Source organism: Pseudoalteromonas ruthenica (assembly GCF_008808095.1).
GTDB lineage: Bacteria > Pseudomonadota > Gammaproteobacteria > Enterobacterales > Alteromonadaceae > Pseudoalteromonas > Pseudoalteromonas ruthenica.
Map to the genome: position 1 here is coordinate 2,224,600 of NZ_CP023396.1, position 19,725 is coordinate 2,244,324.

The 19,725-nt window shown below is 47.6% G+C and carries 16 protein-coding genes; 14 read left to right on the plus strand and 2 right to left on the minus strand.

From position 1 onward, the window contains the following. The first annotated feature begins 20 nt into the window (after nt 1-20). From PRUTH_RS10390 to PRUTH_RS10450, 13 genes are all read left to right on the plus strand, one after another. Nucleotides 21-467 (plus strand): GatB/YqeY domain-containing protein, encoded by a 447-nt coding sequence (locus tag PRUTH_RS10390; RefSeq protein ID WP_022945345.1) that lies wholly within the window; start codon nt 21-23, stop codon nt 465-467. Between the two features lie 148 nt (nt 468-615). Further along, nucleotides 616-2,385: a DNA primase gene (dnaG, locus tag PRUTH_RS10395; RefSeq protein WP_045980569.1), complete on the plus strand. Its 1,770-nt coding sequence runs from the start codon at nt 616-618 to the stop codon at nt 2,383-2,385. A gap of 124 nt (nt 2,386-2,509) precedes the next feature. Further along, entirely contained in the window at nt 2,510-4,351 is a 1,842-nt protein-coding gene (gene rpoD, locus PRUTH_RS10400) for an RNA polymerase sigma factor RpoD (protein ID WP_022945343.1), read from the plus strand. A gap of 62 nt (nt 4,352-4,413) precedes the next feature. Further along, on the plus strand, nt 4,414-5,292 hold the full coding sequence (gene prmA / locus PRUTH_RS10405; protein ID WP_022945342.1) for a 50S ribosomal protein L11 methyltransferase: 879 nt from the start codon (nt 4,414-4,416) through the stop codon (nt 5,290-5,292). A 263-nt stretch (nt 5,293-5,555) separates the two neighbouring features. Next, nucleotides 5,556-6,521, plus strand: coding sequence for a tRNA dihydrouridine synthase DusB (dusB, locus tag PRUTH_RS10410; protein ID WP_045980568.1), 966 nt, complete (start codon nt 5,556-5,558; stop codon nt 6,519-6,521). A 26-nt stretch (nt 6,522-6,547) separates the two neighbouring features. Then, nucleotides 6,548-6,838: a DNA-binding transcriptional regulator Fis gene (fis, locus tag PRUTH_RS10415; RefSeq protein WP_010374122.1), complete on the plus strand. Its 291-nt coding sequence runs from the start codon at nt 6,548-6,550 to the stop codon at nt 6,836-6,838. A 211-nt stretch (nt 6,839-7,049) separates the two neighbouring features. After that, complete coding sequence (gene purH, locus PRUTH_RS10420; protein ID WP_045980567.1) at nt 7,050-8,636, plus strand: bifunctional phosphoribosylaminoimidazolecarboxamide formyltransferase/IMP cyclohydrolase; 1,587 nt, start codon at nt 7,050-7,052, stop codon at nt 8,634-8,636. 110 nt (nt 8,637-8,746) lie between these two features. After that, nucleotides 8,747-9,568 carry a class I SAM-dependent methyltransferase gene (locus PRUTH_RS10425; RefSeq protein ID WP_045980566.1) on the plus strand — a complete coding sequence of 274 codons (822 nt, stop codon included), beginning with the start codon at nt 8,747-8,749 and terminating at the stop codon, nt 9,566-9,568. 12 nt (nt 9,569-9,580) lie between these two features. After that, nucleotides 9,581-10,867, plus strand: a complete 1,287-nt coding sequence (gene purD / locus PRUTH_RS10430) for a phosphoribosylamine--glycine ligase (protein ID WP_151173225.1) — start codon at nt 9,581-9,583, stop codon at nt 10,865-10,867. 499 nt (nt 10,868-11,366) lie between these two features. Next, nucleotides 11,367-11,702, plus strand: coding sequence for a hypothetical protein (locus tag PRUTH_RS10435; RefSeq protein WP_130148755.1), 336 nt, complete (start codon nt 11,367-11,369; stop codon nt 11,700-11,702). Next, a complete protein-coding gene (locus PRUTH_RS10440) occupies nt 11,699-12,190 on the plus strand; it encodes a hypothetical protein (RefSeq protein WP_240701158.1) in 492 nt (163 codons plus the stop codon). Before PRUTH_RS10435 ends, PRUTH_RS10440 begins: the two co-directional genes overlap by 4 nt. A gap of 341 nt (nt 12,191-12,531) precedes the next feature. Beyond that, nucleotides 12,532-15,054: an EAL domain-containing protein gene (locus PRUTH_RS10445; RefSeq protein ID WP_151173226.1), complete on the plus strand. Its 2,523-nt coding sequence runs from the start codon at nt 12,532-12,534 to the stop codon at nt 15,052-15,054. Nucleotides 15,055-15,096: 42 nt separating this feature from the next. Continuing rightward, complete coding sequence (locus PRUTH_RS10450; RefSeq protein WP_022946777.1) at nt 15,097-15,918, plus strand: DUF2797 domain-containing protein; 822 nt, start codon at nt 15,097-15,099, stop codon at nt 15,916-15,918. Here PRUTH_RS10450 and PRUTH_RS10455 read toward each other — a convergent pair. Further along, a complete protein-coding gene (locus tag PRUTH_RS10455; protein WP_045980563.1) occupies nt 15,891-18,407 on the minus strand; it encodes an EAL domain-containing protein in 2,517 nt (838 codons plus the stop codon). The genes PRUTH_RS10450 and PRUTH_RS10455 overlap by 28 nt on opposite strands. Nucleotides 18,408-18,429: 22 nt before the next feature. Here PRUTH_RS10455 and PRUTH_RS10460 point away from each other — a divergent pair, with 22 nt between their 5' ends. Next, a complete protein-coding gene (locus PRUTH_RS10460) occupies nt 18,430-18,756 on the plus strand; it encodes a hypothetical protein (protein WP_151173227.1) in 327 nt (108 codons plus the stop codon). Here PRUTH_RS10460 and PRUTH_RS10465 read toward each other — a convergent pair. Next, nucleotides 18,753-19,670 carry a histone deacetylase family protein gene (locus PRUTH_RS10465; protein ID WP_138587313.1) on the minus strand — a complete coding sequence of 306 codons (918 nt, stop codon included), beginning with the start codon at nt 19,668-19,670 and terminating at the stop codon, nt 18,753-18,755. The genes PRUTH_RS10460 and PRUTH_RS10465 overlap by 4 nt on opposite strands. Between the last annotated feature and the right edge of the window lie 55 nt (nt 19,671-19,725).

Below are 19,725 nucleotides of genomic sequence, written 5' to 3' on the forward strand. Positions count from 1 at the left end.
CGCTTTCCGGTCTTGATGTCATGAGTCTTTTAGTTACCTTAAAAGATGCACAAAAAGACGCGATGCGTGCCAAGGACAAAATGCGCCTTGGTGCTGTGCGTTCAGTATTAGCAGCCATTAAACAGCGTGAGATCGACGAGCGCATTACCTTAGACGAAGCCGCGATTACCTCGGTTATCGTTAAGCTCGTTAAGCAACGCCGTGATTCTTATACTCAGTATAAAGACGCCGGTCGTGACGATCTCGCTGATGTGGAAGCTGCCGAAATTGCGGTTTTAGAGGAGTTTCTTCCAAAGCCACTGAACGAGGATGAGATCAATCAACTGATTGATAACGCCATCGCCGACACCGGTGCCCAAGGCATGCAAGACATGGGTAAAGTGATGGGCGTAATTAAGAGTCAAGCTGAAGGCCGTGCCGATATGGGCAAATTATCAGGCCTTATTAAACAGCGACTCAGCGCCTAGATTGCGAAAGCAAATTCAAGCAAACCGAGCCTCGTGCTCGGTTTCTTCGTTTGTGCACAATTGAAAAATAAAGTCACTGTGGCAGCTCCATTTCTTCGTGGCGATTGATATACTACTGAGATTCTCTATTCCCAATTAGGTGTTAGCAATGGCAGGCAAGATCCCACGGCAATTTATTGATGATCTTTTAGCTCGCACCGATATTGTAGAGTTAATAGACGCGCGCGTTAATCTTAAAAAAGCAGGCAAAGACTACCAAGCCTGTTGCCCTTTCCATAACGAAAAAACACCGTCGTTTACCGTCTCTCAAGACAAACAGTTTTATCACTGCTTTGGTTGTGGCGCCAATGGCAACGCCATCAGCTTTGTCATGGAATACGATAAACTCGACTTTGTTGATGCTATCGAGGAGCTCGCCAGTTTATTGCACCTCGAAGTGCCAAGAGAGCAAGGCCATAATAATTCCGAGCGCCCCCCTGTCAGTCAAGAACAAAAGCGCTCAGACTATGAATTGATGGAACAAGCAGCACGGTATTATCAGCAGCAGTTGCGCCATCATGCTAATTCACAGTTGGTGATTGATTACCTTAAAGGGCGAGGCCTCAGCGGCCAAACGGTTAAAGACTATCAAATTGGCTATGCCCCGAGTGAGTGGGAAGCCTTGTGCCAGACTCTAGGGAAAAACCCCAAGCAAAAGCAGCAGTTGATCGAGCTTAAACTGGCCACCCAAAAAGACAATGGCCGCACCTTTGATTTCTTCCGTGACCGACTGATGTTCCCTATCCGCGACCGTCGCGGTCGGGTCATTGCTTTTGGCGGACGTATTATGGGCAGCGATGATAACGGCCCTAAATACCTAAACTCACCTGAGACCCGGGTATTCCATAAAGGTTTTGAGCTGTACGGTTTTTATGAGGCTAAGCAAGCGCACAAAAAGCTTGAGCAGTTACTCATTGTTGAAGGCTATATGGATGTGGTGGCCTTGGCTGAGCATGATATTAAATATGCCGTTGCCGCCTTGGGCACTGCGACCACCGCCGAACACATGCAATTACTGCTGCGGGCTACCGACAAAGTTATTTGTTGTTATGATGGCGACCGCGCGGGTCGCGACGCGGCTTGGCGAGCGCTTGAAAACGCCCTGCCCTATTTAAAGGACGGCAAAGCTCTGAAGTTCGTGTTTTTGCCGGACGGCGAAGACCCAGATTCATTGGTACAGCAAGAGGGCAAAGCGGCCTTTGAACAACGCTTGGGTGACGCCAAAGATTTTATCGAGGTGTTTTTTGCTCGTTTGAGCGAACATATAGATCTTACTCAGGATGCAGGCAAAGCCAAGTTACTAAGTGAAGCCTTACCACTGATTGAAAAAATTCCCAGTGAGTTTTACCAAGAAAGCCTATTAGAACGTTTAGCACGGTTTATTGGCCGCACTCGGGAACAACTCAATGCCAAGCTCAAAACCCCAAAACAACAAAAACGGGTTGAGAGCCAATTTAAAATGACACCCATGCGCACCGCCATTGCGCTTATGGTGCAACACCCGCAATTGGCACCTACGGTTGAGTACATGCCAGAGCTTGCCAGTTTAGGTTTACCGGGTTTGGAATTGTTTTTAGCCATTCAAAAACAATGTTTAGACAACCCACAAATTACTACCGCACAGTTGTTAGAAAGTTACCGTGAACGCCCTGAATACGGTGCGCTTACTAAGCTTGCGGCGTGGCCACACCAAATAAACGACGAGGTTTTGGAACCTCATTTCCAACAAACGGTCAAATTCATTGAAGATCAGTGTTTAAATCATCGCCTCGAGACCTTATTAATAAAGGACAAGACGCAAGGTTTAAGCTTTGAAGAACGACGTGAATACGCGCTACTAACGCAAGCACTAAAAGGCAGTGAAGTGCTCGAAAGCTAGCCAGAAAAAACTCGGTCTGTTATAATACGCAATTCACTGCGTCAAACCGGCTTGGGGCTCCCAGCTTAGGTTCTTAAGCTGACGCCTGTTGTATCAACTTATCAGGGTGGAAGAGCAAATCTCTATGGATCCAACTCCTCAGTCACAACTAAAACTTCTGATTCAGAAAGGTAAAGAGCAAGGTTATCTTACATTCGCGGAAGTGAACGATCACCTTCCACAAGACATCATTGACTCGGATCAGGTCGAAGACATTATCAGCATGATTAATGACATGGGTATTAAGGTCAGCGAGTCTGCCCCTGATGCCGATGAATTAATGATGGCTGAAACGACCACGGATGAGGACGCAGCAGAGGCTGCGGCTGCAGCCCTGGCAACGGTAGAAAAAGAGATCGGTCGTACTACGGACCCTGTGCGCATGTATATGCGTGAAATGGGGACGGTTGAGCTACTTACTCGTGAGGGCGAAATTGATATCGCCAAGCGTATTGAGGAAGGTATCAACCAAGTACAGATTTCTGTTGCTGAATATCCAGAGGCTATCTCGCACCTACTTGAACAGTGGGACATGTTCGAAGCCGAAGAAATTCGCTTGAGCGACATCATCACTGGCTTTTTCGATCCCAACGAGGACGAAACACAAATCTCTGCCACACACATTGGTTCTGAATTGAGCGAAGAAGAGCTCGATGACGAAGACGATGATGCTGACAGCGATGACGATGATGAAGAAGAAACCGATAACGGTCCAGATCCGGAAGAAGCGCGCGAGCACTTTGAAAAGCTTCGTGCCTTGTACACTGGCGCACGCGAGATTTTCGAGCAAAAAGGCCGTTCGCATCCCGATGCTAAAGCCGCGATTATCGAGATCGGCGAGCTATTTCGTACCTTCAAACTAGTACCGAAGCAATTTGATCGCATGGTTAACAACATGCGTGCAATGATGGATAAAGTGCGTGTGCAAGAACGCATCATCATGAAGCAAGCGGTACAAGTTGCTAAAATGCCAAAGAAAACGTTCGTTAAGCATTTTGCTAATAACGAAACAGATGCCTCTTGGCTAGATGCCGAAATCGCTAAAGGCGAGAGCTACTCAGCGAAATTAAGCGAGCTAAAACCGGAAATTGAACGTTGCATCAATAAGCTAAAACAGATTGAGCAAAGCACCGGTTTATCCATTGAGCGTATTAAAGACATCAACCGTCGTATGAGCATTGGTGAGGCGAAAGCTCGCCGTGCGAAAAAAGAGATGGTTGAGGCAAACTTACGTCTGGTTATTTCAATTGCCAAGAAATACACCAACCGAGGTCTGCAGTTCTTGGATCTGATCCAAGAAGGTAACATCGGCTTGATGAAAGCGGTCGACAAATTTGAATATCGCCGTGGTTATAAGTTCTCAACTTATGCAACTTGGTGGATCCGTCAGGCAATCACTCGCTCGATTGCTGACCAAGCGCGTACTATTCGTATTCCGGTACATATGATTGAGACCATTAATAAGCTCAATCGTATCTCGCGTCAGATGCTTCAGGAAATGGGCCGCGAGCCAAACCCTGAAGAACTGGCTGAGCGCATGCTAATGCCTGAAGATAAGATTCGTAAGGTATTAAAAATCGCTAAAGAGCCGATTTCAATGGAGACGCCTATCGGTGACGATGAAGATTCGCACTTAGGTGATTTCATTGAGGATACCACCATTGACTCGCCAATCGATTCAGCGACCATGGAAAGCCTTAAAGGCGCGACTCACGAAGTACTGGCAGGCCTGACAGCCCGCGAAGCAAAAGTACTACGTATGCGTTTTGGTATCGACATGAATACCGACCACACCCTAGAGGAAGTGGGTAAGCAGTTTGACGTTACTCGAGAGCGTATCCGTCAAATCGAAGCGAAGGCACTGCGTAAGTTACGCCATCCATCGCGCTCTGACCTGCTGAAGAGTTTCTTAGACGCCAGCAAATAAGCCGCGTCTTACACACTACATCAAGGCCGCTTTTTAGCGGCCTTTTTTAACGAGGATTTACAATGGCTTGGATCCAAATCCGCATTCGTGCCACCGAGTCAACGGCTGATGCCATTAGTGATCACCTTATGGACATCGGTTGTCCATCGGTGACCTTCATGGACACTAAAGACACGCCTATTTTTGAACCCCAGCCCGGGGAAGTAAAATACTGGGCAGAAACCACAGTGATTGGCCTGTTTGAGGCCAACCACGATATGCAAGCCGTGGTTGACTACCTAAAAGTACAGCCTGAGCTGAAAGAGCAATTTCATTATAAAATTGAGCAACTTGAAGACAAAGATTGGGAACGAGAGTGGATGAAAAACTTCCACCCTATCCGCTTTGGCGAGCGTTTGTGGATTTGCCCAAGCTGGCTCGATGTGCCAGACCCTAGTGCGGTTAATGTTATGCTCGACCCGGGTCTGGCCTTTGGCACCGGCACCCATGCTACTACCGCGCTGTGCTTAAAGTGGTTAGAAGGCCTCGATTTAAGCGGCAAAACTGTGGTCGATTTTGGCTGTGGTTCCGGTATTTTGGGTATTGCGGCCATCAAGTTAGGTGCTGCCCGCGTTATCGGTATAGATATCGACCAGCAAGCCCTCGATGCCAGTCAAGACAACGCCGCACGTAATGGTGTTGCTGAACAGCTAGAGGTGTATTTGCCACAAAACCAACCTCATCTTGAAGCTGATGTGGTGGTTGCTAATATTCTTGCCCAGCCCTTGCGTGAACTTAATGAAGTGATTCTCAGCTTGCTAAAATCCGGCGGTGACATCGCGCTATCCGGAGTGCTGGCTGAGCAAGCGCAATCGGTAGCCAGTCATTATGACCAGCAAGTAAGCCTCGCCCCTATCGAACAAGAAGGGGATTGGGTGCGCATCAGCGGGGTTAAAAAGTAACCACAGCTGACACTATTTGCGCAGCGGACAATTGTCCCTGCGCGACTTTTTTACACTTTTTACGCATCATCAACACCCCGCAGAGTAAGCTTTCACGGGCCTGTGTTCATAAAACGAACAAAAAAATCACTCCCTCAGCTCGTTACCAAATGTCAATACGAAAAGTTTAAAAAAAAAGCACTTTTGTTCAATTTATAGCCTTTGATTTTGGCGCAAAAAACCGTAAACTTAGCGCCCCTTGAAACGAGGTGAATTGAGTCGCTGTGCAAATTGGTCCGTACCAGTTAGAAAACAACTTAATGGTCGCTCCCATGGCTGGGATAACCGACCGCCCTTTTCGACAACTCTGTCGTCGATTAGGTGCAGGCCTCGCGGTCTCCGAGATGTTGTCTTCCAACCCAAAGGTTTGGCGTACAGCTAAATCCATGGGCCGTATGGATCACAGTGGTGAGTCAGGTATTCGTTCCGTGCAAATTGCCGGTGCCGACCCTGAACTTATGGCGCAAGCCGCACAATTTAACGTTTCCAATGGCGCGCAGATCATAGATATCAATATGGGCTGCCCGGCAAAAAAAGTGAATAAAAAGCTTGCAGGCTCTGCGTTGCTGCAATATCCAGAGTTGGTCGAAGCCATCGTTAAAGCGGTGGTTAATGCGGTGGATGTGCCCGTCACATTGAAAATCCGTACTGGCTGGGATGTGGATAATCGCAACGGCGTCGAGATTGCAGCTATCGCTGAGCACAATGGTATTCAGTCACTTGCCGTCCATGGACGCACTCGTGCGTGCATGTATAAAGGCAATGCTGAATACGACACGATTAGAGCCGTGAAACGCTCAGTGTCAATTCCTGTGGTGGCTAATGGTGATATTACATCGCCACATAAGGCACAACAGGTTTTAGAGTATACGGGCGCAGATGCCATCATGGTTGGCCGAGCCGCCCAAGGTCGCCCCTGGATTTTCCGGGAAATCGATCATTATTTAAAAACCGGAACGCTGCTAGCGCCGCCTGAATTAGGCGAAGTACGCAGCATATTGATGGAGCATTTAACTAATCTGCATCAATTTTACGGTGAGCCCATGGGGGCGCGGATTGCTCGCAAGCATGTTGGATGGTATTTGCACGCTCATGACGAAAACGGTCAGTTTAGGCGAGTATTCAATGCGCTAGAAACACCTCAACAGCAGGTGGAAGCGCTTAATGAGTACTTTGAAACTTATTGCTAATCCAGAAAGAAAGAGACAATACAACGATGTTTGAACAAAATGTGACTTCTCCTTTTATTACTAACGCTCACGTTCAGTCACAAGAGAAACCACAGCCTCTTCGCGACGCTGTTAAAAAAGCTGTTCACCACTACTTAAAGCAGCTTAACGGTCAGGACGTACAAGATGTATACGAGCTTGTTCTTTCTGAACTAGAAGCACCGCTTCTAGAAGAAGTAATGACTTACACACGTGGCAACCAAACGCGTGCGGCCATCTTGCTAGGTATCAACCGTGGTACTTTACGCAAGAAGCTGAAAAAGTACGGCATGAACTAATGAATACGCAGCGCTAAGCTGCACCTAAAAGCACCTTCGGGTGCTTTTTTATTTTCGTCCATACGCGAAAATGACCAGCGCTACACCTGGTCTGGTGTTATACAAAAGCACCATCATTGTTTAAAATAAGGGATTCTAAGCAAGTCCCCTTGCCTAACCCCAAGGCGTAAGCCTAGGCAAGCTTTCACTCATTGAGGTAATCAAAACAACCATGGATACACATCGTCCAATTCGTCGCGCACTTATCAGTGTGTCTGACAAAACGGGTATCGTTGAATTCGCTCGCGAATTAGCCGCTCAAGGCGTTGACATTCTTTCTACCGGTGGCACCTGCAAGCTGCTTGCTGACAACGGCATTAAGGTCACTGAAGTATCTGACCACACCGGTCATCCAGAAATTATGGACGGTCGCGTAAAAACCCTGCACCCGAAAATCCACGGCGGCATATTAGCGCGTCGCGGCCAAGATGAAGGGGTGATGAGCGACAACGACATCGATGCCATCGATATGGTTGTAGTGAACCTATATCCTTTTGCACAAACCGTTGCCAAAGCGGATTGTAGCCTTGAAGACGCCGTTGAGAATATCGATATCGGCGGCCCAACTATGGTGCGCGCGGCAGCGAAAAATCACAAAGACGTGACCATCGTAGTAAATGCGGGTGATTACACACGCGTAATTGACGAAATGAAAGCCAACCAAGGTTCAACCACCCACGCCACACGTTTTGATTTAGCTATTGCGGCTTTTGAGCACACCGCTCAGTACGATGGCATGATCGCTAACTACTTCGGTAAGATGGTGCCAGATTACACCGAGGAAGCGGCGGCTGAGACTAAATTTCCGCGCACTTTCAACATGCAATTCACCAAAAAGCAGGACATGCGCTATGGTGAAAACTCGCACCAAGATGCGGCGTTTTACGTTGAAAATGACCTTAGCGAAGCCTCAGTGGCCACCGCTAAGCAGCTACAAGGCAAGGCGCTATCATACAACAACATCGCTGATACCGACGCAGCCCTTGAGTGCGTAAAAGAATTCGATGCGCCAGCGTGTGTGATCGTCAAACACGCCAACCCATGTGGCGTATCGGTCGGTGAAAACATCCTTAGCGCCTATGACCGCGCCTTTAAAACCGACCCAACTTCCGCTTTCGGCGGCATTATTGCCTTTAACCGTGAACTTGATGGTGATACCGCAGAAGCCATCGTTGCGCGCCAGTTTGTGGAAGTGATTATTGCGCCTAGCATCAGCGAAGAAGCAGCGCAAATCGTTTCGGCAAAACAAAATGTACGCCTACTAGAGTGTGGCCAGTGGCAAGATAAAACCACCGCTGTGGATATTAAGCGCGTTAATGGCGGTGTTTTAGTGCAAGACCGCGACCAAGGCATGGTGGCCAAAGAAGAGCTAAAAGTTGTGTCTAAGCGCCAACCTACCGAGCAAGAGCTAAACGATTTAATGTTCTGCTGGAAGGTCGCTAAGTTTGTTAAATCGAACGCCATCGTATACGCCAAAGACGGCATGACCATTGGTGTGGGTGCCGGACAAATGAGCCGCGTTTATTCAGCGAAAATCGCCGGTATTAAGGCTGCTGACGAAAACCTCGTGGTTGAAGGCTCGGTCATGGCCTCGGATGCCTTCTTTCCGTTCCGTGATGGCATCGACGCCGCAGCAGCGGCTGGTATCACTGCCGTGATTCAGCCTGGTGGCTCAATGCGCGATGAAGAAGTTATCGCCGCTGCAGACGAAGCAGGCATGGCCATGGTATTCACCGGCATGCGCCACTTCCGCCACTAAAACCGCTAACCACGCCAGTGCATAATTTGTACTGGCGTGTTTTCGTAGACTATTCAAATCAATCTGTTATGTTGGCACTAAATACCAAAAACAACAGCAAGGATTAGATTATGAAACTAGGCTTGAAAACCGCGCTCAGCGCTGCTTTAGCTGTCTCTTTAAGTGCTTGTGCTGCAACCAGTGGCACCGAAGCACTCACCGATGCCGCGCAAAACGATTTGCGTAGTGAGCAAGCAAAAAGTCGCGACCAATATCGCCACCCGGTGGAAACCTTGGCGTTTTTTGGCTTCGAACCGTCGATGACCGTAGTTGAGATCTGGCCTGGTGGCGGCTGGTACAGCGATATTATCGCCCCTGCGATGAAAGGTGAAGGCACCTTTTACGCCGCCCACTTCCCTGCTGATAGCGATGTTGAGTATTACCAACGCTCACTAACCCGTTTCCAAGATAAACTTGCCAGCGACAGTGCCTACAGCGACGTTAAACTCAGTGAGTTTGCGCCTGGCACACATCATAGCATCGCTCCTGAAGGAAGCGCCGACATGGTGCTGACGTTCAGAAACCTGCACAACTGGTATATGCAAAAAGACGAACAAGGCGTTAAAGATGCCTTTAAAGCCTTTTATGCAGCCTTAAAGCCCGGTGGCGTACTTGGTGTAGTTGATCACCGCTTACCCGAAAGCCGCGATGCAGGTAAAGCGAAACGCTCAGGCTATGTTAAAGAAAGTTGGGTGATTGAGCTGGCTAAACAGGCCGGATTTGAACTCGCTGCGAAAAGTGAAATCAATGCAAACCCGAATGATTTTGCCGACCACCCTCGTGGCGTGTGGACATTGCCACCGCGTTTAGCGCTAGGCGATGAAGATCGCGCTAAATATGAGGCGATTGGTGAAAGCGATCGGATGACGCTGAAATTCATCAAACCGCAATAGGATTTTTACGCCATGAATGTACTTGTCATTGGCAGTGGCGGCCGCGAACACGCACTTGCGTTTAAGGCCGCTCAATCAAGCAAAGTAGAAAAAGTATTTGTCGCGCCAGGTAATGCTGGCACCGCTCTAGAGCCAAAACTAGAAAACGTCGCCATTGGTGTCGAAGACATCGATGCGCTTATCGCTTTCGTCAAAGAAAACCAGGTTGAACTGACCATTGTCGGCCCTGAGGCACCGCTAGTGATTGGTGTGGTCGATGCCTTTCGCGAACAAGGCTTGGCTATTTTCGGACCGACACAAGGCGCTGCCCAACTGGAAGGCTCTAAGTCATTCACTAAAGACTTTTTAGCACGCCACAATATCCCAACGGCGTTCTACAAGACCTTTGAGCAAATCGAGCCCGCGCTGGCTTACATTAAAGAGCAAGGCGCTCCTATCGTGGTCAAAGCCGATGGCTTGGCCGCAGGTAAAGGCGTTATTGTGGCGATGACCGAAGCCGAAGCCGAGGCTGCGGTACGCGATATGCTCGCAGGCAATGCCTTTGGTGAAGCGGGTAGCCGCGTGGTTATCGAGGAGTTCTTAGAAGGCGAGGAAGCCTCGTTTATCGTTATGGTTGACGGTAAAAACGTACTACCTTTTGCCACCAGCCAAGACCATAAGCGTGCCTATGATGGTGATAAAGGCCCGAACACCGGTGGCATGGGAGCCTACTCTCCAGCCCCCGTGGTCAGTGAAGAAATTCACAACCGCATTATGGATGAAGTGATCAACCCTACCGTAGCAGGTATGGCTGCAGAGGGTCATCCTTATACCGGCTTTTTGTATGCAGGGCTGATGATTGCCGCCGATGGCACGCCTAAGGTCATTGAATACAACTGCCGCTTTGGCGACCCAGAAACGCAACCGATTATGTTGCGTCTGCAATCAGACCTTGTGTCGTTAATTGAAGCTGCGAATCGTCAAGAACTGGATCGCACAGAAATTAACTTCGACCCACGCGCCGCCGTTGGCGTGGTGCTGGCAGCGAAAGGGTATCCAGGTTCTTACCCTAAAGGTGATGCTATCTCCGGTCTAAAGGTAAATTACCCACAGGGCGAAAAAGTCTTCCATGCAGGCACCAAGCAGCAAGGTGAAGACATCGTCACTGCCGGGGGCCGGGTGCTGTGTGCGACAGCGCTAGGCGATACCGTAACAGCGGCGCAACAACGTGCGTATAAGTTGGTGCAAGAGATTAACTGGGACGGTGTTGAATACCGCACCGATATCGCTCACCACGCCATTCGTCGCGAGCGTACTTAACCCCCACGAGAACCTTCGTTCAAAACAGGGTTAAGAGCTAATAACCGTACATATCAAGCGAGGCTAAATGCCTCGCTTTTTTATGACACTTTTTCTAGCTTGATTTAATCCTATATAGAGGGCTTTTAGGCAACATCGAAACTTTGGGAATTACATTTAAGCTAACAAGAACACATAACGGTTTGCTGCGCCAGTACATTCGGAAAGGTGCCTATTTACGGACGCTAACAGATAGGAAATTATCAAGATTGAACGAGCAGTAAATGCCATACCTATGAAGTGCCTAGGTTATAAACAGCCTATCATTGTGTTCAATGAATTACACTATGCGGCCTAATTTAGCGAGTGGTGCACTTCGGAGTTGAATTCATGTTTACACCTACTGTCTATATCTTAAAGGAATAAGGTACAGTTTTTTTCCGACAAATTTTGTGCTACTTTGCACTTTAAAATTTTGTGCTACTTTGCACTTTAAACAGGAATATAAAGGGAATTTAATATGATATGTCCGGACATTAGTGAATTAGAGTTTTCTGACCGTGGAAAATTGGCAGTAAAAGAAATAAGAAGAATAAAAGAAGTAAATCAATGGCTCAGCTCCACCATTGTTGTTGGTACCTTTGCAAACATTTTCGCTGGCAACGGCATAATAAAGAGCCACTATAACCTTACTCAAACAGATTTTAATTCTTTTAATAAGGCTTTAAGAGATTCTCCAAGCATTGCTAAGCGAACGATAAAGACTATATCGGGCCTACAAGCAATTAGAGCTAAAACAAGCAAAGAAAGACAGTTTTGGAAGGCTGTATACAATGGGTGCGTGGCTGCAAAATGAACTATTTAATTTGTGCTTTTTCTTTATTCTTATCACTTTGCTCCTATGCAAATACGACTGAGCAAACCCTTGAAGACTATCTTACTGTCCAATACCATAACTCGATTAAAGCGTACGAGCTTAAGCTTGAAGAGTGCCAAAAAACAGAAGAAGTTATCACCCCTAATGACGTCGAGCATATTTCGAAAGATTGGAACGTGATCAGTGCTGCTTTGTCTTATCATTATGCAAAGTTTCAGGATTTATGCACGCATGATGAATTACAACACTTCACTGTACTTTCTGCAAAACTGCAGGCTTTAGAAAGTAGCGATAAGTTAGTGCTTGATAAGTATAATCAGTTAATTATGGCAATACCTTTAACTTATGAACGAACTAAAGCTGATTATTTTGTTTTGCCTGAAAACTTACGCAAGCAGTTTTCAAGGATAGAAAAACTGAACAGACCATTTGATCTGATGGGAACAATGGAAAATTTTGATTTATGAAATAAAGCAGCCTCTACAGGCTGAGGGTTTTTCTAAATTCAATTCAGAGGGCTGCGACTGAGCGGCCTTTTTTATTTCAATACAAAAGTGGTTTTTCGCTTACATCACCAATACTATCTCTCTAATAGTTATCATAAACTCCTAATGTAAACTTAAGACCTGAGACGCATAAAGCGTTCACTGGGTGAGGCAAAACTCATTCTTAGTTGATATATAGTCATAAACCTTTTTCAAGGGTTGATATCAAATCGCTAGTAGCAAAAGTAACTGGGCGTTAATCCGTCCATTTTTCTGTGCTTTGCTACACTTTGACCATCTAAACTAGAAGAAAGTATTGCATTTTGTTGCCACGGCTGGATTTATTTAACGTACTTGCTGCTTGTTTGCTCGCCACTCTAGTGCTTATCGCCGGTGTGTTAGCCGCCAATATTACTCAGTCTTCACCCCACAGTCTGGGCAATGAACCAGGGGTAACAGTGGTGCCAAGTTTTATGGTGCTCCCGCAAGCGGTCACATTTTCAGCGCTTCATGAAAAGCATTTTGATGACTTCACTGCAGGGTCATGGCAACAGGTTCCTTGGCAATTTGGTACACAGCAATATTGGCTACGTTTAACTATTACCAATAACCAAACTGAGCCAAGATCGCTTATTGCCCGCTTTGATAACCCCATGGTCGATAATTTGCTCGTGTATCACCTTGATGAAGCAGGCCAAGTGCAACATAGCGTGCAATTGGGCGACCACCGCCGCGATTTAAGCCAGCTTGAATACGCCCTGCCTCACTATGCATTTACTCTGCAAGCGCAACAGCAACATACTCTAGTTATTGGTATACACACCACGGGCATAAGCAAAACCCCAGTCAACCTTTACTCCGAACAGACCTTTTTTGAGCTTAGCCGCAGTACTTTCTCGTTGTGGAGCGTATATGTTGGCGTGTTATTAATGACCGCGCTGTATAACTTGATTTTATACTTCAGCATTCGCGATCGCGTGTATTTGCTCTATGTGGGCTATATTCTTGCGGTGATGACCTTGCTCGGCATCGTGCTCGGCTATGGCTTTTATTTATGGCCCACGTCATGGCAGCAATGGTTTCACCACCAAGTCATTTTATTTAACTACGCCATCGCCATTACCACGCTGGGGTTTTGCGTTATGTTTTTGCGTTATCACAAAGACCGAGGCAAGCCGTATCGCGTGGCGATAGGTTATTTGCAGCTTTTGCTGTTGTTGTGCGCGCTCAGCCTGTTTTTACCGGAATTTTATAGCGCACCGATATTTTTTATAACCATGCCGGGGCTGTATATCATTTGCTTCTGGCTAATTTTCAAAAAGCTCATCAGTGGTTTTCGGTGGGCTAAATATTACGTGCTTTCGTGGTTTCCGTTGTTATGTGCCGCCGCCATCCAGCCGTTAGAATTGACCGGTGTTATTGAATACAGCTATCTAACCCGTCATGCTTTTTTATTTGGCAGCTTAATTGAAATTACCCTGATGGCCCTGGCACTGGCCGATAGAGTGCGCTATCAACGCAAGAAGTCACTATATTACGCCATCCATAATAGCCACAGTGGCTTACTAACCTACACCACCTTGATGCGCCGGATTGCGCAACTACAAAATCAACGTCGCAGTTTCACACTGTGTATCGTGCATATGGCGAACTTTCAAAACCTACAGAAGACCATTGGCATCGAAAGTAGCTCGCAACTGCTCAAAAGTATTGCAGCAACGCTCAGTGAACACGCTAAAGCGCTTCGCTGTTATCGCATTCACCCAAGCAGTAAAGAAACCGTGGCTGAGCTTAACAACGGCTGTTTAGCAGTGCTCAGCGCAGAGCCTGCGGCGACACTCGAGCATCAGCGACTGCCGCACTTGCTTAGCCAGTTACAGGCCGAGTTGAGTGTGGCCGATTTACGCCTTAAGCCCAGTTACATTCTTGCCACTGTCGCTGCTGAGCAAAGCTCGCAGCCTTTTAAACAGCTAATAGAGCAAGCTTGCCAGTGCGTACAAAAAGCCCCTGCTGGCCTGCATCGTATATTCTCAGTGGATGACAACAACGATGTCAGCCAGTTACAACGCGCCACTGCACTGCAGCAAGCCATGCACAACAATGAATTGTGTCTTTATTACCAGCCGCAGCTTAATCTGCAAACTCTGCAAGTATGCGGCGCTGAAGCGCTGCTGCGCTGGCCCCAGCAACAAAGCCGTGATTTTACCGTTGAAGATATTATTCATTTGGCAGAGCAAACGGGGTTGATCAATCAGCTGACCCTGTGGATTCTTAATTGCGCCTGCAGAGATATCGCTGCGCAAGGAGTGCTGTGGCAAGGGCAGCATATATCTGTCAACCTCAGTGCCCGAGACATACATATTGCAGATTTTACCCACAAGCTTGCTGATATCCTTAATGAGCATGGGGTGGTCCCGACACAGCTGAAACTGGAACTGACAGAGTCAGCCCTTGTTGATGATCCAGAAGCGCTTAAAGCCCTTATTGCTAGGCTTGCTGAGTTGGGGGTCCACGTCGTGTTAGACGACTATGGTACTGGCTACTCATCGCTCGAGTATCTCGTTAAATACGCCTTCGCGGAGCTTAAAATTGATAAATACTTTGTTATGTCATTGGCGCATTCTCAACACCATCAAGCGATTGTAAACACGACTATTATGATGGCCCATAACCTTGGTTTAAAGGTCACTGCTGAGGGCGTTGAAACGCAAGAAATCGCTCACTTGCTACGCCATTATGGTGCGGATACGGCGCAAGGCTATTTGTATGCTAAACCCATGAATATTGCCGATTACAACGCATGGCTGCAGCAGCACAAGCAATGGAGCAACGACAGTCTAGCCTAGGTTTGCTACCATACGCGCTGACTTTTAACATTGGGGCGTTAAATGCTAGGCACACTAAATAAAATGAAAGCCGCGCTAAGTGATAGCGACGGCGTACATTACCAGCTACCCGTCGGTGACGAACTGCTGTCATTGAATGAGTTAATGGGTCAGCCCATTACCTTAACTCACACCGGCAATATCTTTTGTAAAAACTGCGGCAAAAAAACCAAGAAGAGCTACTCACAAGGTCACTGCTTCGTATGTATGCGCAAGCTCGCTAGCTGCGATATGTGTATTATGAAGCCGGAAACCTGCCACTATGACCAAGGCACCTGCCGCGAGCCACAGTGGGGTGAGGAAAACTGTATGATCCCGCACTATGTCTACTTGGCTAACACCTCAGGCCTTAAAGTGGGTATTACTCGCCATACACAAATCCCCACTCGCTGGATAGATCAAGGTGCGACCGCTGCGCTGCCTATTTTCAAGGTGCAAACCCGCCTACAATCTGGCTTGGTCGAGGTTGCTCTCGCTGATTTTATTGCCGATAAAACTAATTGGCGCAATATGCTAAAGGGCACGAGCGTCGATGTTGACTTGAAAGCGGCACGCGATGAGTTAGTGCCACAAATTCAGCACAAATTAGATGAGCTGGCTGAGCTTTTCGGAGCCACCGCAGTGGAACTGCTCGACGAAGAGGTGGTAGAAATTAACTACCCAGTACAAGATTATCCAAGCAAAGTCAGTTCCTTTAACTTTGATAAGAACCCTCAGGTCAGTGGTGTACTACAAGGAATTAAAGGCCAGTACTTAATTTTAGATACGGGTGTAATTAATATTCGCAAATTTGGCGCTTACGAAGTAGAAGTAGCGCACGGATAAACATAGCGATTATTAAAGTCTGTGATACTGCAAGGTTCGCCAAGTAAAAAACCTTGCACGTAATCACAGGCTAAGCCTTGTAAAAACTGGTGTTGGCAAGGCTTCTCCACCCCTTCGGCAACCACCAACAAGTTCAGACTAGAGGCCATAGCAATAATGGCGCTGACAATTTCGCTATTGCCGTATTCATCCGGCACTTTAGCAATAAAGCTAGAATCAACCTTCAGCTTATCAATCGGTAACTTGGTCAAATAACTAAGCGCCGAATAGCCGGTGCCGAAGTCATCCAAAGCCACTTTTACTCCTAGTAATTTGAGCGCTAACAATACTTCCCGTGCTTGGCTAAATGAGCTAATGAAGCTACTTTCGGTAATTTCAATTTCCAGTTGCTCGGCACTCACTCCATGCTCATTGATAGCCGCTGTCACGGTATCGACTAAATCATGGTGACATAAGTGCGCCGCTGACAAGTTAATTGATAAAGTGCCACTAAAGTGTGTGTGCTGTTGCCACTGGGCAAGCAGCGCGCAGCTTCGAGTGATCACCCATTTATCAATATCAATGATCAATCCGAGCTCCTCGGCCAGTGGAATGAACTGCCCTGGTGCTACCATGCCCAGTTGCGGGTCTTGCCATCGCAGTAAAGCCTCAGCACCACACAACTGCGTTGTTTGGCAATCGACAATAGGCTGTAAAAACAATTCAAACTCATCATTGACCAGCGCCTGTTTAATTCGACTGCTCATGGTTAGGCGCTCCAAAGAGCGGGCATTCATAGTCGCTTTAAACAGCTGATAAGAGTTTCTACCTAAGTCTTTAGAGCGGTACATCGCAACATCAGCATGCTTTAACAAGGTTTCCATGCTCTCACCATCATCAGGGTAAATAGCAATACCTATTGATGTAGTAATGGTGATGGCTTGGCCTGCCAACGAAAAGGAGGGCTTAAACTGAGCCAACACTTTCTCTGCACAGGCGATCACCTCATCGATATCCGCTACCTCGTTAAGCAGTAAGGTAAACTCATCGCCCCCCAAACGTGCTAGGGTATCGCCACTGCGCACACAGCGTTGTAATCGCTTCGCCACTTGCTTTAGCAGCTCATCGCCAACACTGTGACCAAGGCTGTCATTGACGCCTTTAAAGTGGTCTAAGTCGATAAACATAATGGCTAAGCGCTGATGTTGCCGCTGACCGTGTGCGAGGGCGACACTGAGCCGGTCTTTAAACAAGCGTCGATTCGGCAGCCCGGTCAGGTCATCAAAATAAGCAAGCTTTGTGATTTTGCGCTCTGACGCTTTGCGCTCAGTTATATCGGTAAAGATCCCCGCATAGACTAAATCGCTGTCTTGCTTATCTTTAATCTCAATGATGGTGAGCCATTCGACATAGGTGTCACCGTCTTTACGGCGATTACAAATCTCGCCTTGCCATACCCCCTGCTGCGATAAACTCTGCCACATCGCCTGGTAAAAACTGCGATCATGAGTGCCAGAGCTCAATATTCGCGGGGTCTTGCCTAGTACTTCTTCAGCACTGTAACCAGTTAGTCGAGTAAAAGCAGGGTTAACTTGTAGAATCGTTCCCTGAGCATCGGTGATCATGATGCCATCTAGAGAAGCGGCAATAATTTTATTCGCTAAATACAAGTCTTTTTGCGAGGCCTGCAACGCACAATCGCGCTCAGCCAATACCGCTTCCAATTCACTTAAATAAGCAGACTCAATTTCGGTATTGATATGCTTGAGGGTGAGCACCCCCTTTACTCGCTGCGACTCTTTGCTCGCTGTGACAAGCAAATGACGAATACCATGTTGGTGCAATAACCGATAAGCATGCAGCAAGGTATCTTCACAACTTACAGTGACCAGCTCTTTACTGGCAAAGGGCCAACAGCATTGCCCCTGTGCCGCGAGCATCATTTCCAGCACATCCGTGGCGGTAATAATACCCACGTGTTGTTGCTGCTCCACCAGCACCGCATGGGTATTCGACTTCGCCATGTGTTGGGCTACGACCCGAGCATTGTCGCTGCCTTGCACTTTGGGCACACGGTGATCAAAATGATCGCCAATCAATTTTAGATTAAGGTAATGATCCAACCCCTGATTGCCGACAATATCAGCCAATGACAACAGCCCTAAGGGGGTATCGTCGTCAGCGACCACAATTAAGTGACGAATCGCCAAGGTTGCACACTTATTGGCGGCGTCATTAAGCGCACTATCATCACTAATCGTATGCACTGGGGTCGACATTAAGGTACGAATGGGTTGGCGCAAAACATCACCATTGTGCGCTTGCGCACGAACACAATCCGACTCGGTCCAAATCCCGATCACCTTATTTTTCTCACGAATGGCAATCGCACTGACATTGTGGGTGCGCATGAGCTTGATAACAGCAATGGCTGGCTGGTGAGGCATACAAAAGTGCAACGCCGATAGCTTGGCGTCTTTTACTTTGTAGTCACGAGTGCTCAGTTGCATAGCCATTCCTAGAGGTTGTAACATGGCTATACTAGACAATCACTGCATTGCACAATTTGACATAAAACAAAAAATGACCAACTTTCACTTTCCCGTTCTGGCCGTTGAAGCCGCTCACCTAATCCGTTGTGATAGCGCCAGCGAACTGGCACACCTTTGCAACAGTGCTCAGGTGCTGTTTATTGTTGATACTCACCAGCAGTATTTTGATGTGTCCGGGCAGCGCATTGAGCGCCAGTGGCCGATGTTACAGAAGGCGTTAAAAGCTTACCTGATTGGCGAAGGCGAATGTTGTGTTAGCAAGCTAAGGCTTGGTGATGAAAGCCAAGTGTGGAAGTTCGTCGATTAACCCAGCTGGCCTCGTAGATAATGCTCAACGCTGCGAGATAAAGCAGAGAGGTGATAACCCCCTTCTAAAAAAGACACCACCCCTTTCACGTCATGACTTTGTGCAAACTCACTAATGCATTGACTAAACCAGCCGTAATCTTGCTCGACAAATTTCAGCGCCGACATATCATCTTCTAAATGCGCATCAAAGCCCGCAGAGACGAAGATAAGCTGGGGTTTAAATTCTTGCAGCCTTGGCAGCCACTGCTGCGCAACCACTTCGCGCAATGCTTGGCCATCACTGGCAGGCGGCAGTGGTGATTGCACTAGGTTATCGCGCGCGATGAGTTCGGGATCTGGGTATAAAGGGCGTTGGAACAGCGAGCACAACAACACCGAATCGTCGTCGCTAAAAATACTCTGAGTACCATCACCATGGTGAACATCAATATCCAATACCGCTATACGTTCAATACCCAGTGACTGCGCATAGCGTACAGCGATTGCCAGATTATTGAAAATACAAAACCCGGCGCTGCGGTCTTCGCTGGCATGATGCCCCGGTGGACGCACCGCACAAAAACCAGCATCGATATGCCCGGCGAGAATTTCGTCTACCGCCGTGAGTCCAGCGCCGACTGCTCGCTCAATAGCATGAAGGGTTTGTGGACACAGACGCGTATCGCCATCTAAATCGGCGTAGCCAATATCAGGTATGCGCTGCTCTACCTCATGCACTAAGCGCTCACTGTGAACCCGCAGATAATCTTGACGTTGCGCCCCACGTGCTTGCAGCTGCCGCACTTCTAAATCCAGGCTGCTAGCAAGTAAACGATCAGAGATAACATCAAGGCGCTCCGGTGACTCAGGATGTTCACTGCCCATTTCGTGGCGACGACATGCGGGGTGAGTAATAACAGCGATTCGAGACATAAGCGGTTTAGGCAATTACATGGAGCCTATATAGTAAACAAGCTCGCATCAATGC

Bases quoted from the DNA above. Each gene is read 5' to 3' on its own strand.
- fis (WP_010374122.1), top strand. From the start codon at position 6,548: ATGTTTGAACAAAATGTGACTTCTCCTTTTATTACTAACGCTCACGTT.
- dnaG (WP_045980569.1), top strand. From the start codon at position 616: ATGGCAGGCAAGATCCCACGGCAATTTATTGATGATCTTTTAGCTCGC.
- purD (WP_151173225.1), top strand. From the start codon at position 9,581: ATGAATGTACTTGTCATTGGCAGTGGCGGCCGCGAACACGCACTTGCG.
- PRUTH_RS10440 (WP_240701158.1), top strand. From the start codon at position 11,699: ATGAACTATTTAATTTGTGCTTTTTCTTTATTCTTATCACTTTGCTCC.
- PRUTH_RS10455 (WP_045980563.1), bottom strand. From the start codon at position 18,407: ATGCAACTGAGCACTCGTGACTACAAAGTAAAAGACGCCAAGCTATCG.
- purH (WP_045980567.1), top strand. From the start codon at position 7,050: ATGGATACACATCGTCCAATTCGTCGCGCACTTATCAGTGTGTCTGAC.
- PRUTH_RS10390 (WP_022945345.1), top strand. From the start codon at position 21: ATGAGTCTTTTAGTTACCTTAAAAGATGCACAAAAAGACGCGATGCGT.
- PRUTH_RS10450 (WP_022946777.1), top strand. From the start codon at position 15,097: ATGCTAGGCACACTAAATAAAATGAAAGCCGCGCTAAGTGATAGCGAC.
- PRUTH_RS10460 (WP_151173227.1), top strand. From the start codon at position 18,430: ATGGCTATACTAGACAATCACTGCATTGCACAATTTGACATAAAACAA.
- rpoD (WP_022945343.1), top strand. From the start codon at position 2,510: ATGGATCCAACTCCTCAGTCACAACTAAAACTTCTGATTCAGAAAGGT.
- PRUTH_RS10425 (WP_045980566.1), top strand. From the start codon at position 8,747: ATGAAACTAGGCTTGAAAACCGCGCTCAGCGCTGCTTTAGCTGTCTCT.
- prmA (WP_022945342.1), top strand. From the start codon at position 4,414: ATGGCTTGGATCCAAATCCGCATTCGTGCCACCGAGTCAACGGCTGAT.
- PRUTH_RS10465 (WP_138587313.1), bottom strand. From the start codon at position 19,670: ATGTCTCGAATCGCTGTTATTACTCACCCCGCATGTCGTCGCCACGAA.
- PRUTH_RS10435 (WP_130148755.1), top strand. From the start codon at position 11,367: ATGATATGTCCGGACATTAGTGAATTAGAGTTTTCTGACCGTGGAAAA.